The 19,109-nt window shown below is 45.8% G+C and carries 14 protein-coding genes; 7 read left to right on the top strand and 7 right to left on the bottom strand.

Features of this window, described 5'->3' with window-relative positions:
• Positions 1-12: 12 nt before the first annotated feature.
• Complete coding sequence (locus ACJB0T_RS03080; protein ID WP_479292974.1) at positions 13-1,302, bottom strand: outer membrane protein transport protein; 1,290 nt, start codon at positions 1,300-1,302, stop codon at positions 13-15.
• A gap of 702 nt (positions 1,303-2,004) precedes the next feature.
• Here ACJB0T_RS03080 and ACJB0T_RS03085 point away from each other — a divergent pair.
• The gene (locus ACJB0T_RS03085; RefSeq protein WP_112479601.1) at positions 2,005-2,256 is read left to right on the top strand and encodes a DUF2999 family protein; all 252 of its coding nucleotides are present in this window, start codon (positions 2,005-2,007) and stop codon (positions 2,254-2,256) included.
• A gap of 218 nt (positions 2,257-2,474) precedes the next feature.
• Positions 2,475-3,602 carry a ribosomal protein uL16 3-hydroxylase gene (locus ACJB0T_RS03090; RefSeq protein ID WP_479292972.1) on the top strand — a complete coding sequence of 376 codons (1,128 nt, stop codon included), beginning with the start codon at positions 2,475-2,477 and terminating at the stop codon, positions 3,600-3,602.
• Between the two features lie 53 nt (positions 3,603-3,655).
• On the opposite strand, the gene ACJB0T_RS03095 is transcribed toward ACJB0T_RS03090, so the two are convergent.
• The gene (locus tag ACJB0T_RS03095; RefSeq protein WP_479292970.1) at positions 3,656-4,828 is read right to left on the bottom strand and encodes an MFS transporter; all 1,173 of its coding nucleotides are present in this window, start codon (positions 4,826-4,828) and stop codon (positions 3,656-3,658) included.
• A gap of 303 nt (positions 4,829-5,131) precedes the next feature.
• On the opposite strand from ACJB0T_RS03095, the gene ACJB0T_RS03100 reads away from it, so the two are divergent.
• Both ACJB0T_RS03100 and ACJB0T_RS03105 read left to right on the top strand, forming a co-directional pair.
• Entirely contained in the window at positions 5,132-5,866 is a 735-nt protein-coding gene (locus ACJB0T_RS03100) for a nucleoside recognition domain-containing protein (protein ID WP_479292968.1), read from the top strand.
• The gene (locus tag ACJB0T_RS03105) at positions 5,866-6,333 is read left to right on the top strand and encodes a YjiG family protein (RefSeq protein ID WP_112479591.1); all 468 of its coding nucleotides are present in this window, start codon (positions 5,866-5,868) and stop codon (positions 6,331-6,333) included. Before ACJB0T_RS03100 ends, ACJB0T_RS03105 begins: the two co-directional genes overlap by 1 nt.
• An 83-nt stretch (positions 6,334-6,416) precedes the next feature.
• On the opposite strand, the gene ACJB0T_RS03110 is transcribed toward ACJB0T_RS03105, so the two are convergent.
• A complete protein-coding gene (locus ACJB0T_RS03110) occupies positions 6,417-8,414 on the bottom strand; it encodes a methyl-accepting chemotaxis protein (protein ID WP_479292966.1) in 1,998 nt (665 codons plus the stop codon).
• Positions 8,415-8,568: 154 nt separating this feature from the next.
• Here ACJB0T_RS03110 and ACJB0T_RS03115 point away from each other — a divergent pair, with 154 nt between their 5' ends.
• The 3 genes from ACJB0T_RS03115 to ACJB0T_RS03125 all read left to right on the top strand — a co-directional run bounded on the left by ACJB0T_RS03115 (position 8,569) and on the right by ACJB0T_RS03125 (position 11,440).
• Positions 8,569-9,510 (top strand): LysR family transcriptional regulator, encoded by a 942-nt coding sequence (locus tag ACJB0T_RS03115; protein WP_479292964.1) that lies wholly within the window; start codon positions 8,569-8,571, stop codon positions 9,508-9,510.
• 155 nt (positions 9,511-9,665) lie between these two features.
• On the top strand, positions 9,666-10,685 hold the full coding sequence (locus tag ACJB0T_RS03120; protein ID WP_479292962.1) for a hypothetical protein: 1,020 nt from the start codon (positions 9,666-9,668) through the stop codon (positions 10,683-10,685).
• 71 nt (positions 10,686-10,756) lie between these two features.
• The gene (locus tag ACJB0T_RS03125) at positions 10,757-11,440 is read left to right on the top strand and encodes a hypothetical protein (protein WP_479292960.1); all 684 of its coding nucleotides are present in this window, start codon (positions 10,757-10,759) and stop codon (positions 11,438-11,440) included.
• An 81-nt stretch (positions 11,441-11,521) separates the two neighbouring features.
• Here ACJB0T_RS03125 and ACJB0T_RS03130 read toward each other — a convergent pair whose 3' ends face one another.
• From ACJB0T_RS03130 to ACJB0T_RS03145, 4 genes are all read right to left on the bottom strand, one after another.
• Positions 11,522-12,541 (bottom strand): glycoside hydrolase family 16 protein, encoded by a 1,020-nt coding sequence (locus ACJB0T_RS03130; protein ID WP_479292959.1) that lies wholly within the window; start codon positions 12,539-12,541, stop codon positions 11,522-11,524.
• Positions 12,542-12,728: 187 nt separating this feature from the next.
• Entirely contained in the window at positions 12,729-15,125 is a 2,397-nt protein-coding gene (locus tag ACJB0T_RS03135) for a glycoside hydrolase family 17 protein (RefSeq protein WP_479292957.1), read from the bottom strand.
• 439 nt (positions 15,126-15,564) lie between these two features.
• Positions 15,565-17,163, bottom strand: a complete 1,599-nt coding sequence (locus ACJB0T_RS03140; RefSeq protein ID WP_479294530.1) for a glycoside hydrolase family 16 protein — start codon at positions 17,161-17,163, stop codon at positions 15,565-15,567.
• Between the two features lie 334 nt (positions 17,164-17,497).
• On the bottom strand, positions 17,498-19,102 hold the full coding sequence (locus ACJB0T_RS03145) for an ABC transporter ATP-binding protein (protein ID WP_479292956.1): 1,605 nt from the start codon (positions 19,100-19,102) through the stop codon (positions 17,498-17,500).
• Positions 19,103-19,109 lie beyond the last annotated feature (7 nt).

A 19,109-nucleotide genomic window follows, 5' to 3' on the forward strand; every position in this document is an offset into this window, starting at 1 on the left:
TATCGTCATCCATTAGAAACGGTGATTGAATTGCAACGCGTACAAGTAAGCGTCGCCTTCAGATTTGAAATCCACTGTCGTTCCAGGCAAGTTTTCGGGCTCTAACTCTTCGGTAAAAGTGGTTTCCTTAGCATCGATGAAGCTAAAACCAAAATCTAACCAAGTAGAATCACTAAACGCGTAGCTAGCGCCCACGCTGTAGTTCATGCGGTCAGAGTCCGGTAAGCTAATACTTGGATGATTGACGTTAGGGGTTTGGTCAAAGGCAATTCCCGTACGCAGCGTAACGGCCGATGAAACGCCGTAGGTAAGACCAAGCGCATACTTAAACGAATCCTCGAATTTTTCGTCTTTCTGCAGCACAGTCACACCATCTACCGTGCCACGAATTTCTTCGAATGTACTCCAACCTGTCATTACAACGCTATAGTGAAGCGCAAGTGGCTCCGTAACCTGGTGATAGCCCGAGAACTCAGCAATACTAGGTAAATTAAGCTCGAGTTCACCCCCAACGGTTTGGCCTGGCTGAGTCACGATGCCGTTGGGAACATCCGTGGTGTAATCACCTTTCAAAGTAATATCGACTTTCGAGCGATAGCTAAGCCCAAAGCGATGGTTTTCATTTAGCTCCCATAAAACGCCAAGGTTAAATCCGTACCCCCAACCATCACCTTTTAATGAAGTTGCAATATCAGTGCGATTAAAGTTTGTACCATTCTGACTGTTAATTGCATCGGCCAATATCCCTAAGGTTCGTTCTAGTTCCGCATCGGCATAAACTGCGCTTGCACCGACTGACACACTAAAGCTGTCATTAATTTTATAGGCAACGTTAGGATTGATATTCATCGTTTTTAAGCTGGTTTTTCCAGCAATAGGTCCAGCTAAATAGTCTTTAGGATATTCTGTCATTAGCCCAAAGTCGGTAAATAAACCCACACCAATATGCCACTGTTCATTAATGGGCATGGAATAGTAAGCCGATGGTACTATCACATCATCGACAACGTTGTTGTTAGTGAGTTGTCGATTGAAACTCTCAGAAGGTCCATTACCCGTAACACGAACTTGTGGCGCGATATAGGCCGCACCCAACGATATCTGTGCTTCACTAAAGCGAGTAATCGCCGCGCTGTTATGGGCGATCGTTGCTGCTGAATCAGCAATCGCCGCTTCACCAGCATTCGCTCGGCCAAGGCCTGCCGCAGAATGCTCGGCAAGCTGAAAACCCGCTGCCCATAAGGGTGCGGAGGGTATTGCCAGTAAACTGGCCAGGGAGAGCGTCGCATACCTTTTATCCATTATTATCTACTCCATGATTTTATAAGGATGCAAAAATTCCGTGCGTTTGGGGCAAACACACTATGATAGGAAGTCATTCCATTGTTATGCTGACATATTGATGCACACTGTTTTCAAGATAAAACGGGCGCAATTAGACATGATGCTTTAGGGGAGTCACCTCTCTTTAAAATAGCTATTGAGCAAACTATCTAAAAAGTTAGAGCGAAAATTCCAATCCAGTTAGCCCTGTGTTGCAAAAATGTTAAGCTGGTCTCGTTATTTAATTATTTAACGGATTAAAAAATAACACAACCACACTTTACCGTACGAGAAACCTGTAATTTATCAGACATCATTTTACAGTAATATGTTTATATTATTTTTAAGATCAATTTAGCGTACGATATTTTTTATTACTAAAGTAGAAGACGCTAATTCAATACATAACTAATCCAAGCTTTAATTATCACTCTTCGCAAAGCGTCAAATTAATGACACTCGTGACAGATTTACGTCACATATAAATATACAAGCGAGATAGCAACACTGAGAACCAGATTTCGTCCACCGCTACATTCATAAGCTTTGCTGCCGTCACGATGTATGTAGGTAGCTCTATCAGTTCCCCCTACTCTTTTCGCAAATATTGCTGGTTCTCTCGACCATCACCTAGTGCTAGAATGTCCGCCCAACGGCTAAAGTAAAAACAAAGGTAAGACAATGAATCCGATTATTGCCCTATTGAAAGAGAACAATATCAGCGACGCGCAAATCAATGAGATTTTTGAGACGCTAACGCAAAACCCACTAGCGGCAATGGCAACCATTAGCCAATTGGGCCTGCCTCAAGACAAACTTCAACTATTGATGAACCAAGTAATGCAAAACCCAGCGCTTATCAAAGAAGCGGTCGAAGAACTTGGGCTCGACTTTGCCAAAGTTGAAGCGGCAAAAGAGCAACTAAACAAGTAATGCCACAAACGTAAAAAGCCGATGCGACAGCAATACTCCTCGGCTTTTTTTACACCAACCGTTTCTATGTGATGCTGACGCAGACAGCTAAACACATCATGCCGACAACAAAAGCCACCTAAATAAATTATCTATTGGTAACTAAGGCGACTTCTCCATCCCAAGTTGCTAAAATCCGCTCAGCATTCAACAGTGACTCGTAAATAATTAAGTTTTCTATGTATCAATTAACCGTAAACCTAGCCGACTTCCTTGCCCAATACTGGCAAAAGCAGCCAACTATCATTAAAGGTGGTTTCGCCTCTTTCACCGATCCTATCTCGCCGGAAGAGCTTGCCGGACTGTCAATGGAAGAAGAGATCGACTCTCGCTTTGTCTCCAACCTTGATCAGAATTGGCATGCTGAACACGGCCCGTTTACTGAACAAAAGTTCGCAGATCTTGCAGATAGCCACTGGTCTTTAATTGTGCAAGCCACCAATCACTGGCACGCCGGTGCAGCAGAGCTCGTCGAGCCGTTTAAAGCACTCCCTCAATGGCTCTTTGATGATTTAATGGTGAGCTACTCCGTCCAGGGTGGTGGCGTTGGACCACATATCGACCAGTACGATGTCTTTATTGTTCAAGGAATGGGCAAACGCCATTGGCGTGTCGGCGCGAAAGATGTCGGTCAATATACCGAAACCAAGCGACATGAGGCGCTACGTCAGATTGAATCCTTCGATGCCATCATCGACGATGTGCTTGAACCTGGCGATATTCTCTATATACCACCGGGCTTCCCACATGATGGTTACGCACTTGAGCCATCACTAAGCTACTCTGTTGGCTTCCGCTCTCCTAAAGAGCAAGAGCTTATCAGCAACTTCGCCGACTATGTGTTAGCTCACGACTATGGCGATAAGCATATGGATAAGCCGACTCTCAGTGCGACCGAGCACTTTGGTCAAATCAGTACCGACGACAAAGAAACGCTGACAAGCATGTTGATGTCGGCACTGCAAGATGAGTCGACCATCAAAGACTTTTTGGGTTGTATGCTCAGCCAATCACGTCATCAACTCAATATCATTGAACCGGAAGACAAGTGGACCTCCGAGGATGTTGCTCAGCACCTCTCAGACGGTGGTGCCATCTATAAGGTAGCGGGCTTGCGTGCTCTGTTACATGAAGAAGAACCGACCATGGTGTATATCAACGGTGAAGTGTTCAAGTTGCCAGAAGCACAAACTTGGCTAGCAAAAGCGCTCACAGATAGAGAAGTTATCGTTGATATCGAGCCTAACTCTCACGTTGTACCGCTTCTGACTGAGCTCATTAACAAGGGCTACTGGTTCATTGACTAAAAACAAAAAATGGCGTCCGATTTGGACGCCATTTTTTCTTCTATTTTAGGCGGTTAGTCTTTAATACGAGCAAGAGTAAACAGCGCAAAAGCGAGAGCCACTGCCGCACTTACCGCAACAAACATGAACAAGCTCGCCATACCGGCAACCTCACCCACAACACCACCCAGCGATGTCCCCGCAGCGTAACCACCAGCGATAGCAAATAGCAAGAAGCCTTGGGTCGCGGCAGGAGGCAAAGTCGTGACCTTGGCAACAATTGCCGGCTTAACCATGTCGACCATCGACAAGCACTGCATAAAGAACAGGTGCATAACGAGTGGCAGGTAGAAATATTCTGTAGAGCCTGTGACTAAACTTGAAAGTACCGTGCCAACAACAATGTAGCCAACTAACCCCACAACCCACACTTTACCTGCCCCGAATTTTCCTAGTGCACGACCAGCAATATCCAATGTTAATAAGCTAATTACCGACGAAATGGACAACAACAATGCCGTTGCCGACTTATCAATATCAAACAAGCTTTCAAATAGGTTAGGACCTTGCGCGACTTGGTTAGAGCTTGCCAGCATTGCAATAAACACCGCCAACAGGAAAGTAACAAATGTTAGGTTCCAGCGGCCTTTCTCTTCGCTTTCACCTTGTTGCGGTGCATCGGATACAATACGCTGAGCTGCAACCTTGCCATCAACCGACACAATAATCATCGCAACAATCGAAAGCACACCAACAATACCGAAGCTAAGCGTCGCACTAATGCCTTCTGCTACCGCCAAAATAGCGCCCATGACAATCGCGCCAACAAAGATACTTTGGTTCATGCGAGTTAAGCGCAATGCCTCTTGAGCTTTATCAAAGCCTGCTGCCACGATAAAGGTCGGGTTGACGGTCATGAGAGTGATAGAGCCAAGACCCACCAAGAATGTCGCAAGGTACATCGCCCACGTTGCAGGAACAAAAGCAAACAACGCCATGGCAAAGGCATAGAACGCAAGTGATGCTTTCTGTGCCGCGCTATGCAGATTCAAGCGATCGACGGTTGAGCCTATTAGTGGCGCAATAAATCCGCTCAGTCCAACAAACGAGAGCGCCGCTCCCGTATGTACCATAGAGCCAGTGACTTCAAGAATATAACTCGGGATTAAAAGCGGTAAAGCAATAAGCTGGATAGCACCAAACATAAACGCTGCAGCATACCAAAATGAAAGTCCGTGTTTTTGCATAAGTTAATAACCTAATTATCTGATTTCTATCGTCAGACTATTCTTATTCACGGCCAATAAGCAGTATCAAACCAGAACGATAGGTTACATACTTTGCAAGTTTCATGAAACGCATTAACTCGGATTAGCCAAATTAATCCAAACCATTAACAGAGCTATATCTATTTTGCGTGAGATTTCACAGTTACATGTTTTGTAATATTTAGTTTCTACAAAATAATCCTTCTGTTGATACTGATCAGTATTTTCGTGCTTCAACATCCTCAGACTATGCACTCTGTTCCCCCCTCTATAGGTTGCTCCATGTCTGACTTAACTAAAGAACGTAAGGTAACAATCGGAAGCTATATTGCCCTAGCTTTTGCGATTGTTTTTTTCTCCGGCTTACTCCAATCCAATGAATGGTATGGGGTTTTTGATTTCACTACTCTTAACGGAGCATTTGGCCAAGTCGCTCACAACGTTACCGAAACGGAAAATGGTGTCCAAGCTGCAACGACTTCTTTTCGCGGTGTAGGTGGTAGCGGTGCACGTGATGGCTTTATTTTCGCGTTGACCCTGATCCCAACGGTGATGTTTGCGCTGGGCATGATCAATGTACTTGAGCACTATGGTGCGCTAGATGCTGCTCGCAAACTGCTCTCTCCACTGCTTCGTCCGCTCATGGGTATTCCTGGCAACTCTGGTCTAGCATTGATTGCCTCGTTGCAAAGTACCGATGCGGGTGCGGCAATGACCCGTCAGCTAAAAGACGAAGGCCACCTTACCAAGCGCGAAACCGACGTGTTCACCATGTTCCAGTTCACTGCAGGTGCGGCGATTGTTAACTTCTTCTCTTCTGGTGCTGTGCTTTTCACGTTAACGCTTATGGACGGTTCGCTTGCTGTGACGTCTTCAATTGGTTTAGCAGTGGCGGTTATGTTCCTATTTAAGTTTATTGGTGCAAACCTGTTCCGTATTTACCTGAACATTACAGAAGGTAAAGAAGACAAAACTCCAAAACAAGATCAAGCTAACGCACAACAGGAGACCGCATAATGAGCGAAGTAAAAGCGAAAAAACCAATGGTCACTGACATTTTTGTTGAAGGTGCAAAGAAAGGTTGGGTGATCGCCACCACATCTACCGTCCCGAATGTCCTAATGGCATTTGTTATCATCAAGGCGCTACAAATTACGGGTGCTCTAGATGCTATGGGCGCTATTTTTGCTCCAGTCATGGCCATTTTCGGCTTACCTGGCGAAGCGGCGGCTGTCCTTATTGGTGCTTGGATGTCGATGGGCGGCGCGGTTGGTGTGGTTATCACACTGTTCGACCAAGGTATCTTAAACGGTACTCACATCGCTATCTTGGCGCCTGCCATCTATCTGATGGGCTCCCAAATTCAGTACATGGGTCGTATCATGGGCCCAATTGGTACGGAAGGTCGCTACATTCCGGTAATGATCGCCATCTCTGTACTCAACGCTTTTGGCGCTATGTTCCTTATGAATATCTTGGTCTAACGACACGCCTAATCTGAACTCATAAAAATGCCCATCAATTTGATGGGCATTTTTTATAGTAAGGGTTTCTTTTGTAATAAGGGCTACACCTTAAAATTGGCAACCTGTTGGTGCAGTTCACCGACGTTTGAAGTCACTTGCTCAGTCACCTCATTTGCCGAGCGCGTTTGCCCAGCGACCGCGCTGAGTGAATCATTAATGTCATTCACTAGACCTGAGATGGTTTGTGTCGCATTCGCCTGTTGTTCTGCGGTTGCCGCCAAGCTCGCCATTTGTGTATTCACAAGCTCTACTTGTTCTGCCGACAACTGAATTCGACTCAGCGCTTCATCGGTTTGTTCCATGACATCGGAAGCAATAGAAGTTCCCTCATTGATCTGCTCTTCTACTTTATTGGTTGAACTGCGTATAGCTTGCACAATGGCGTTGATCTCTGTGGTAGATTCCGTAGTTCGGCTGGCAAGCATTCTCACCTCATCAGCAACCACGGCAAAACCTCGGCCTTGCTCTCCCGCTCGCGCCGCTTCTATCGCCGCATTGAGCGCTAATAGATTGGTTTGCTCAGCCAAGCCTTCTATTACCTCGGTCACTTTACCAATGGCCTGACTCTCGTTGCTAAGCTTCGCGACGAGCTGCTGTGCCGTTTGAATCGCACTAACCAAATCCGTCATATTGCCGTGGTTTTCGGTCAGCATAGTTTCACCCGAGGCTAACTCTTGCTTAGCGTCCACCAGAGCAGAAGAAGAAATCTGAACCTGGCTTGCGGTTTGCTCCGAGCCCACCGCAACTTCAGACAACGAATGACCGATGTTATCTAGGTTTGAAGACTGCAACTCAACTTGCTGCAAACTTTGGCGACTATGCTTAGTAAGGTCATCCATTTTTTCCTCAACAGCGCCCACACTCTGCGACACTTGCCCTACTAACTTAGACAGTGATTGGTTCATGCTATTAATCGAGGTCATAAGGTCCGCCAATTCATCGCGGCCAGTTACCGTCAGTGGCGCACTCGACACATCACCTGCAGCAATCAATTGCGCACGCTTGGCGATAAGCGACACGCGACCACCAATTTGGCGCCCTAAAAAATGGGAAACGACAAAGGCAACACTAAGAACAACAACGCAGCTTAGCGCTAATATTGCCAGCAATGAATTCACGCTTGAGCCGATACTATTTTCTGTCTCGCCTGCTTTTTGCTGAGAAAGAAGAACCACATTATCTAGATCACTTTGAACGTCCTGAATTGCGGGTAGTAATTCAGATTCCATCAAGAAATTAGACTGGTTCCAGCTCGGAGATTGGCGCAGTTCAATCACTTGTTCTGCCAGCGGTAAATACAGACCTTTCATCTCATTAAACAGTGACCATAGGCTTTCATCACTGCTGCTAAGTAAATCTGTCTTGTAGCCGATTTGCTCAACAACTTTTGCGTGAGACTTTAAAAAGTCGTTGTACTTGTCGAGGTAGTCTTGATTACCATATTGGAGATGATCTCGTTGAGCAGAGAGTGCGTTGGCGAGAGAGTTGTAGGCGTCGGCATAGAGTTTAAATAAGCGCTTTCGCTCACCACCGGCGGCGCGACCCGCTTCATCGTTTATCAGCCCTTGGATTTGATCGAGTGCAACCTCCGCAATGGGTGCGGCTTCATTAATAAAGAGAGAATGCGCAGGAAGATTGTCGTGAGTTTGCGCTATCTCTAATATTTTACGCGCGGTGACTTTAATCGATGTCCACTGCTCACTCACGGCCAGATAGGTTTGTTCCGGCAACAATCCCTCAAGACTAATCAGCTGAATATCAACCTGATCAATATGTTGCAGTACCTTGGCCTTTGAGGCTTCGACCTGCTCTTCTGAGCCCACCAGCAACATGTGGCCTCTTAGCTCAGAAACGGTAGTTTGCAGTGACTGGCCAAGCTGACGACTGGCGTCGACCGTTGGAAGATCAAAGCGCAACAGTGAATGCGTTTGTGTTTGCAGCCCATCAACACTTCGATACACAAACAGAGATGAGACGATAAAAAGTACAGCAAGCGCCAGATAACTCATCCGAAGCTTACTCGATATCGAGAGTTTCATCCTTAAACCTCTTTAAAATACGACTGATTTCACACTATATCGGTAAAATAGAAGAATTCTAAACGTTTTGTTGATGTTTTTGTTACCAATTTTTTGCGAAACTAGGATTTGAACATTAAGATTGAGATCTAAATCGAACTCGTTGGGTACGACTATGGCTAAAGATTTATTCGCAAATCTTGATTTAAATCTATTAAGAACTTTCATCATTTTGAATCAAGAACGCAACATGCGAAAAGCCGCTGAGCGCCTGTTTGTCTCACAGCCCGCGGTAAGTAAAGCTCTACAACGTCTGCGTGACCACTTTGATGATGAGCTGTTTGTCAAAACCCATCATGGGCTGCGCGCCACCGAAAAAGCACACCAACTGGCAGACGCTTTAAGTCCTGTCATGGATGACTTGGCCAACGCGGTCAATCATTCCGCAGAATTTGACCCAGCGGAACTTGATGTCACCTTAAAACTTGCCATCTCTCCTTTTTTCCTAGCTGGGATCGCCAACCAACTTTTCAATGCCATCAGGGCAGAAGCGCCCAATGTACAGGTTCAGCTCCTTAACTGGAGTAAGTCGACGATTCAAGACATCGTCAACGATGATATCCATTTAGGCTTAAACTACACCATCAATCATGCACCTAAAGAGATCCTACAAAAGCAAGTAGCGGAAGACCAATTTAAGGGCTACGTCCGTGCAGACCATCCTTGTAGCAAAGACTATTTAGAGATCGATGATAGTGTTGAATTTGAAATTGCCACGCTTATTGCCGCGGACTGGAACTCGAATCAATCCATATCCGAAAAAATGATTCGTATGCGAGGCCACGATCCCAAAATCGTATTTCGATCCGAACTCCCCTCAGCAATCGTCGACGTAGTGAAGCATTCGGATATGATGTTCCCAAGTTCGAGTTTTTTAAATCTCGACACACATCCAGGATTACGTTCACTCGATATTTACTTCGGTAGCGCCACCGTAGATACAGATATCAATGCCTTCTACCACTACAAAAACCGAAACAGCGCCACCACCTTGTGGCTACATAAACTTATAAAGAAGATTTTAACTGCTGATAACTCTGGGTTATCAGCACAATAACCCATATTTATTAATAGCTTAAGTTCATTATCATGATAAAGGCTGTTCATTAGTTCAGCCTCATCAAACACTTTATAGTTCTCTCATCGGCTCGGAACGCCAACTCAGAAAGCAAGATGCCTCCTTTAGTTCCAATACAATTTTGAGAGATACCCATGAAACTTAAATTAATCAGTGCAGTAATCGCCGCTTCTTTCCTAGCAGGTTGTTCATCTAATGGTTCTTCTAACGACAGCGGCGAACAGGCTCCGCAAGATGGAATCGCTAACGTAACCGTTCACGAAGGTGATGTGTTCAACGCTGCGCTGGTTGAAGGCGACGAAGGCAACCACAATGTGCTTGCTGTAGCGGGCTCCGAAGGTAATGGCTACATTGTTCACAATGGGACAACTTATCTCGTAGAAGCGGGTGATGTGACTACCCTTGACGGCCAAGAAGTAGGTAGCATCCAAGCGCAAGACGGCGGCTTCATTTTCCACGGTATTAATGGCGGTGAAATCAAGATAACTAATGTCGATGGTCGCCTGGTCGTTTCGGACTACCAACCACCTCGCCCTGGTAACGATTTACCAATTACCGACCCAGATTTCGGTGTAAGTCCAAGTGATGTTTGGTTTATCGATAGCGAAACCGGTGAGCTTAAGTTTAACGGTGAGACCGTTGGCCAAATCTCTCCAACAGATGACGTAGTAGATGGTACAGGTACTTATAACGTTCGAATTGGCAATGACTACGAAGTAAAGCAAATCCAAGTTATTAACTATGGTGGCTATGTTGAGATCAAAGTACCAGGCAAAGGTCGCCTAGCGGTCACTATCGATAACGGTGTGATTAGCCGCATTGGATGGGATGCCCCAGAAATGGATCAACCTATCGAGATTGACCCTGGCTTTGGTAATGATCGAGTGATTAAAGACATTGAGCGCCAAGAAACAGCAACGGGTGTTGAAATCAAACTGGTCGGGTTCAACGGCGGTGAAGTTTACGTGTACACCGACCAAAACGGCAAAGTGGAAGATGTCAAAATGAACTCTGAAGCTAGTGCGTTCATTAAAGCTCATTTACCTAAAACAGAGATCAACCGCGATGAAGTAAGACAAAAACTGCAATCGCTATCTCAAGAACAACGTCAACAAATCAAGCAAGCAGTAAAAGACCGCGTTGGTCGCTCTTAATAGACAACATCAGTAAATAAAACCAAAGGAGCCGGATTTATTCGGCTCCTTTTATTTTGAGCGAGAAAACCATGAAAAGATACATTGCTACCGCGATGGCGTTATTACCTTTTTCTACGTTGGCTAGTCATCATGAATTGTCCTATTACGAACCAACCATGAGCTTTCAAACATCGAAGGTGGGAGACACTTGGATTGGGACACTTTCTGGTACTGTTCAAGCAACGGAACAAGTCAACCTTGGCTTTGAGGTTGACTCGACAGGTTATCTCGAGCTAGGTGCAGGGTATGGGATGTTACTTGGTGACACCTATACCGAAGCATTTGCAACCTACGGCAGAGCAGACTTAGTCGACATTTATAATCTTGGCGCGTTTGCTGGTCGTATGCTTAGCCACAATGTTTTAGTCTTCGCTTCTACATCCTATGAGTGGCGAAAAAATGTGTTTCAGAGCGATGACTTCCCTATTCTGAGTCCAAATTTCAACACGCACCGTGAATGGAAAGCCAGCCTAGGCGCAAGCTACACTCCGGTGACTTGGCTAACCTACAGCTACGCTCTCAACCACGACCGAATTATGTCCGAAACCCATCTGGAGCCTAGTATCTTTCATGCCGACTTTACCCTGACCTTTAAACCGAAATATGTAGAGCCTTATGTAAAGTACCGATACGGCCAGCACCGCGTCCGTCCGGGAGAGCCAAGAACGACAGAAGGTACGTTTGAGTTTGGGTTTAACCTGAATTTTCGATAATAAAATGATATTACGGCCAAATGCAGTCAGCATTTGACCTATTGGCGATTATATTTTGAGTTGTTGTAAGCAACAACCGACTTACCTTCGTGTTCTCGACTTGTGTTTTTTAATTGAGGCTAGGGTTAACAAAGCGAATAACGACAACATCGATGCAGAGCCGCCGTTGTTTCCAACAGTAGCTGACGCGGTTGGTAACTCCGGAATCTCAATATTTGGGTCGATGCGTGGCGTAGTTTCATCACAGCGTTCAGAGTCGCTAGAATCTGACAACTGACAATGTGCTATATAATCCACTTCCATAGTGGCACGTTGCAAATTTGGTTCGATTTGCCCCCCTAACATGCCCCCCATAGCGACGTTAAGTAGGACAAACATGGGCTCTTTGTAGCGTGGGCATTGGCTCACGTCGTGGCGAATAATTTCTTGATCATCCATGAAAAAAGCAATTGAGTTGCGATCCCATTCAATAGCGTACCGATGCCAATCCAAGACATCTTGGGTACCATTGGTGTATGGATGACGATATTCAGCACCGCACCCTGCAGTATTGAAAAAGTTTGTGATATAACTTTGGGGCTGATTGGAAAACCACTCCCAAACATCAATTTCGCTCGCACCGGAGTTTGGCCAGCCAACATTGTCGTTGTCACCTTTTATTGGCTGCTCCGCGATTCTATTTTCTAACATCCAAAAAGCTGGCCATGTGCCGCCTTCCAAATCGTGAAAACGAATACGAGCTTCAATCCGGCCGTACAAGAACTCTTGTTTGTCTTTGCTATTAAGGCGGCCCGATGTCCAGGTTTTGGTTTGCCCACCCAACGTCATACATTGGTTGGTTTGCTTTCTAGCGATAATTTTCAAAGTACCGCCGGATACGTCATAGTTACGTAACTCGCTAACATCATCGTCGGTGTAACACTGCACTTCGTTGTTATAGTTTGCTTGTGTTTGTGCCGTCCAATTGTCCCAATTGACGCCTTCCCCTTCAAAGGTATCAATCCAATGAACCTCCCACCCGGCGTGCGCTTTAGGGGCGATAACACCGGCAACTAAAACGCCAAACATCAAACCAAGGCTGTAGAGCCTTTTGTTAACCATTTCTTTTCTCCTGCATTTCAGACAGCACAAAAACCACTTGCAACATGATGGTCGAAGCAGAATTGTGTAGGGATTATTGAAAGTGGTGATGGCATCACTGCCATCACCTATCGGTAGTTCAGTTCTACTGATAATTGAAGTAAAACTTATGAGATTGCTCGTGATGAGCGGCACTCATACTAGGCAATTATTCAAACCAAGAGATATTGCGAACCTGAATATCTGCATCAGTCAGACCTACTTTAGTGGTACCGTGCACAATAAACGGCTGGGTGACTTGGTTTAAGTTTGGTTCACTAGAAAACTCACTGATATCAATTTCAAACGATTGCCACTCAGTCGTGAGCTGACGTTCACCCTCGTTGAATCGAATTGTGTGGTTGGTTGACCATTGTTCACCTTTATCCGATTGGAAGCCAACACCAAATCCAAAATCAGCAAGTGCTTTACCGCCATCCGTGGAGCCACGGATTTCAAACTTAAGCGTCTTCACTGAAGTGAAGTCACGGCGACTGTCGTCACCAATGTGCGCTCCCCAACCCCAATCTTGCGCAGTACTAGGTGAAGTTGCCACCGTTAGCACACCTTCCTCGTCAACGCCTGCCCAAGCTGTATCTTCCCAAGCATACGCTCCTGCGCCGCTAAATAGGCCAGCACCAAGGACTTTGAACTCACCCTCCACTGGAGGCTGTTCAACTGGAGCAAATGGAGGGGGTAAAACATCATCCAGAAGTGATGCATATATCCCGCCGTAACTGGCAGTAAAGCCATTACAGTCACGTGTCAGCCCAAGTGCATTGAGTGTATCGACTTTGTCCCAAGCAACGTACTTAACGTTACAGTCGATATCAATAAGGCCGAAATTTTTCTCTGAATGCTCGGGGCTATCACCACCTTTCCATGGCTCGTCAAACGCTTGGAAGAAGAACAGCGATACGCCTTCGTTGTTAGCAAAATCACGCATATCGTCATGGAACATCTTCTGCTTGTACTCATCAGCGGCTTGTGTGCCACCCTCGCCGTAGCCGTCGTTTGAGTTAGTAGACCAACCTGTCTCACCAATATGAATTGGCTTACTAGGATCAACGCTATTGATAAATTGCTGTGCTGCCGCGTACTGCTCTAGGGAATGCTTGTATGCTTTCTGCATTGAAATAGCAATTTGCTGCTCTTTGGTTAACGCTTGATCCGCTTCAGAGACCTTCCAATCTTCTTTAAACTCTGGGTGATAGAAGGTGTCATGGTGGGCATAAGTGTGCAGCGAAACGTAGTCTACCGCTTGAATTAGCGCTTTTAGATCGGTTTGGTCACCGTAGTTGCCATTAGGATCGATGCCAGCCCAAACCGCCCAGTTGTCCGATGTCGTAACCCAAAGATCTTCGGTGTCACTGCTTTCCAGCTTCCAGCTTTGTAGGTCGTTAACATGATTGAGAATAATAGAAGGGTGAACCTTATAAGACGATGCCCAATCGACCATGGCTTCATTACCTACCGCAATCACTTTGACGATATCAGGATACGCCAAGGCTAACTCTTTCGCTTTAGCAAGCTCTAGCGCGTTATTTGGAGAGTCGGTTGCCGAATCGATTGCCCCACCAGTCCAAGCGCCATTCGCATCTATCCAAACACCGAGCATAACGTACATTTCAAATGTATCGCCATCACCTGTGGCCTCATCCTTGAGCTGACGGATCGCCGCTAGCAAGTTCTCAGTGTTACTTTGACCGTCAGTACCAATAAATCCTTGCGTGTTGTAGGTGCGAACCACTTTAATGCCCATAGCATTAAGGATTTTCATGTCTTCTACATGATCAGCGACAGAAGGAACAAGGTCACCGGAGGCACGGGTATCGCTACGCCATGCGCCATAAGAGATTGCTTGATACTGAGGGTTACCCAAAAGTGGCTGACCCGTATCAGATACAGGGTAGCTCTCTGGCATCGGTTGCTCTACTAGGCCATCCCCTTCAAGGCGAACATTGTCCCAATAAAACACTTTGTCGCTGCCCACGTTTCCAAAGTCGAAAAACAGACTCTTCATGTTGTAGGTGGTCGCCTCGCTCAACTCACCTTGATTCAAATCGGTAAAGTCAAAAGTAAGCTGTTCCCATTCATTAGCCTTAGTCGTTGTCACTAACACTTCAGCAAATTGAGTACCATCGTTAGAATTTTCAACTTTAAGTAATACTGGTACATCGACTTCTGGAGAATAAACCCATGCAGTGACGACACTTCTTTCAGCGCTTAGCTCGAGGCTAGTATTGTCTGCAATTGTACTACCAGCCCAAGTTTCAGCCCCAGCCACTTTCGTCGTTTTAAGTACTGAGCCTGTTACAAACAAGGACGTTGGATCTGGGTTGATAGCGTTCGTTTCTGTGAACGCATTACCAAAGTCTATTGGAGCTTGGGATTTCACATCCATTTGATAGTCGGGCGTTACAGAAACAGTAACTTCACTACCGCCACCGTTGTCTCCACCCTGGTTACCACCATCCGTTGTTGTATCTGTAGAGTCTGAACCACAAGCCGCGAGCATCGCTGCAGCAGTGGCGAGAACAAGAGGTTTCAAACTGCTTTTGATCATTATAACTTCCTTGCATATTGGAATTTCTTTTTGTTGAAGGCGCGTGGCACCATCATTGAACAGCTTAAAAAAGTGGCAACATCTTAGGTAAGCGCTTTCTTTTTGAAACTAAGAAAACACCGATAGAGCCTCTTTTCGTTTCACCAACTTTGGCGAACTCACTATTGGCGAAAAGCTTGTATAACTAGTATTAATCAACATTTCCTGAGTGTATAGCGGTTAGAAAAAGTTGTTTTCGTAAACAAGAAAACCATCACCAACAAGAAAGCGCTTACTTTAATGAGAGATCAATCGACCATTTATTGTTCAATCTATTTAGAGGCTAGTTACCCAAACCCACGCTCTCTTGTCTCGTCCTAAAATACATTGACTTCTAGAACTAAAAAGGGAGCATACAAATATGCTCCCTTTATATCAGCTCAAAAACTGCTTCTATCAACTATCTTTCGAATCGAATATTGTCCAGCTTAAACGTCATTGCACCTTGAGGTTCAAATACTAAAAGATTATTCACCGCTTTAGGATCCGCTTGTGAACCAGGAGCAAAGCTATTATCACTGTCCAATATATCAGCGATAGCTATCTTCACCTGTCCCCACTCGCCTTGCGCTGGCGTTGGCACGACATAGTCACTCGTGTTTGGCCAGCCACTGTCCATCTTGATCAATAACTCAGTATCCGAGCCCTGTTCTACTTTGATATCAAAAATTAAGGTGCCGTTTTTCTTCCAATCTGTCATGTCAGTCACCGGAGAGCGGAAGTAGAGGTTACCCGCACCGTTTTGCTTGGTGATTTCAAGTACCGAGCCACGTCCGGCTTCTTCAACAACCGCATGTTCCACCAAGTTAACCGGGTCGTAACTTGCAAACGCCAGTGCTGCATTTAACGTGTCCGTGAAAACATCTAGGGTTGGACCGTCAGCGTAGCTATCGTCCATCGCCAAAATAGCCGGCGCTTCGTGACCTTCTACATGCTTCGCAAGGTCAGAGCGACTAGAACAGCCCTTGCCTTTCCAGCGGTCAACGCCACATCGGTATACTTTGACAAAGTCCACCAGCATGGTTTTTGGATAATCACTATCATCTACGCCCTGTTGGTTAGCATTCGCAGACCAGGAACCGCCAATTGCAAGGTTTAACAGTAGATGAAACTTCTCATCAAACGGGGCTGCACCTTTTGCATTGACCAATAAACCTTTTTCCTTTTCATACTGGCTATACCAGCCATCTTGGGTCTGCGTGGCATAGTGTAAGTTGTCTACGTACCAGCGGATTTCGCCTTCTTCCCACTCAATTGCGTAAGTATGGAATCCGTCAGCTGGGTTCACGCCCTCTGGCAACGTTGCACCTTGACCACTGTACACATTGTCTGGCCACTTCTTACCATAGTGCAAACTGCCATAAATACGGTTTTCCCCATCGCCAGGTTTTGCATTCGGCGCATCAGATTGAGTCTTGAGGTTCACGGCCTCCATGATGTCAATTTCACCAGATGCCGCCCAGGTGCCGTATTTGTTTTCTGTAGGTAGCATCCAGATTGCCGGCCATGTACCTTGACCGGTAGGCAGTTTGGCGCGGATTTCAAAACGACCGTATTTTTGGTCGCGCTTATCTTTAGTGCGAAGCCGCGCCGAGGTGTAAGGCAACGTTTTTTCCGGGCCCGCTTTTCCTTCTGGATTATCAGGACCCGTGTAGCGCTCTTTGTGCGCTACGATGTGCAGCAAACCATCTTGCACAAAAGCATTCTTACTTCGGTTGGTGTAGCACTGCTGCTCATTATTACCCCCTCCCCAGCAGTTTTGCTCCAAGCTCCAGTTTCGTTTGCTGATGCTGTCACCTTCAAACTGATCCTCCCACACCAACTGCCAATCACCACTCACCTCGACCGGTGCATTAGTCAGCATAACGGGAGCTTTAGTCTGAACCAAAGTGGTGTCTGCATCTTGTCCTTTATCTGTGCTTGCACAACCAGACAGTAACGCAACTGATATCACTGACCCCAATAGCGTTGGGCTTAAATTTGCTGTTCGCTTTTCCATTCGCATCACTACTCCTTGAATACGAGTATACCTAAACCGATTAAAACTGATTACTCAACACACTCACCAAACTACACGCTCACACTGAAAGCGCTTACTTGTGCGGATAAAAAACCAAGCGTTATTATTGACGGCAATATCGATGAGTTTGTGTAATTTTGCTGCCTATTTAGCTCTTGCAGCCCGTATTAACTAGTTCACTACAATTCAGACATCTTGTATACAGTGTTAAAAATCCCGTTTGCGAAAACTCGTTGGTCGTCACCAAAAAGAAAGCGCTTACTTTTTTAAATATAAACCTCGCCTAATTATTGAACTAGCCGCGCTGGCGCGGCTAAAATGCAGAAAGAGAGACTAGGGTCTTGGTGTACTCTTGTTCTGGCCTAGCAAAAAGCTGCTGCGTATTGCCTTGCTCAACAATCTGACCATCTTTCATTACTATCGTGTAATGACATAGCGATTTAACCACATTCAGGTCATGACTAATAAACAGATAGGTAAGTCCGTGCTTTACCTGAAGAGCTTTGAGCAAATCCAGCACCTGAGCCTGAACCGTACGATCCAGTGAAGAGGTAGGTTCATCGAGCAGAATAAACTCAGGCTTTAAAATCAGCGCCCTCGCGATTGCAATACGTTGACGCTGACCACCTGAAAACTCATTCGGATAACGATGACGTGTTTCTGGATCCAAATCTACTTCACGCATCACATCGCAAATCATTGAATCCAAAGTCTGCTCATCATGCTCGAAGTGTACACGGAGTCCCTCACCGATGACTTGTGCTACTGACATTCGTGGGTTAAGTGCAGAAAACGGGTCTTGAAACACCACTTGCATTCGACTTCGATATGGCAGCATTCCTTTCCTGTCTAAGGTTTGAATGTCTTGCCCATCAAACTCAATCAGCCCTTCACTTTGAACCAACTTGAGTATTGCCATTCCAGTCGTTGATTTACCCGAACCACTCTCTCCCACCAGGCCAATTGAATGCCCCTGCCTTAACTCAAAGTTCATGTTGGTCACTGCCTTCACGTGATCAAGAACCCGCTTAAACAGTCCCCCCTTAATTGGGAACCATACCTTGAGATCCTCTACTGAGAGTAATGGTTTTGCGCTTGTGCTAACTTCAACTGGTAAACCACGTGGATCTGAATTGATAAGCTTTTGAGTGTAAGGATGAGAAGGCTCATTGAACACCTGCTGACACTCACCGACTTCTACTAATCTGCCTTGCTTCATCACCGCTACGCGATCAGCGATACGCCTTACAATACTCAAATCGTGGGTGATGAATAGCATCGCCATGCCCATCTCTTCTTGAAGCTCTTTAAGCAAGTCCAGAATTTGTGCCTGAACCGAGACATCAAGCGCCGTGGTTGGCTCATCAGCTATGAGAAGCTCTGGCTCATTGATAAGTGCCATGGCGATCATCACACGCTGACGTTCACCACCGGACAACTCATGCGGATAAGCGGTAATTTTTTGCTCTGGGTTGCGAATACCCACTTTCTTAAGCCAGGTAATCGCGTGTTGCTCCGCTTTATTGGTGCGCATACCTCGGTGAATCGATAAGGTTTCTACCAACTGCCTACCCACTTTATGAAGCGGATTGAGCGATACCATCGGCTCTTGGAAAATCATACCAATGCGACCACCACGAATACCTCGAAGCTGTCGTTCAGAGCAGTTCAACATATCGATGTCATCGAACTTAATATGACCATTCAAGTAATGGCTCGAGCCCTTTGGCAACAGTTTCAGTATGGAATTAGCGGTGACTGACTTACCAGAACCACTTTCACCTACTAATGCCAACGTCTCGCCTTTTCGGATATCCAGTGAGACGTCGAAAGTCACTTGTTCAACGTTTTTACCTCGACCAAACCCAACTGACAAACTGTCGATTGAGAGCACATATTTTGGATCATCTTGCGTCATAGCGCTC

It is taken from the genome of Vibrio sp. CB1-5 (assembly GCF_059412285.1).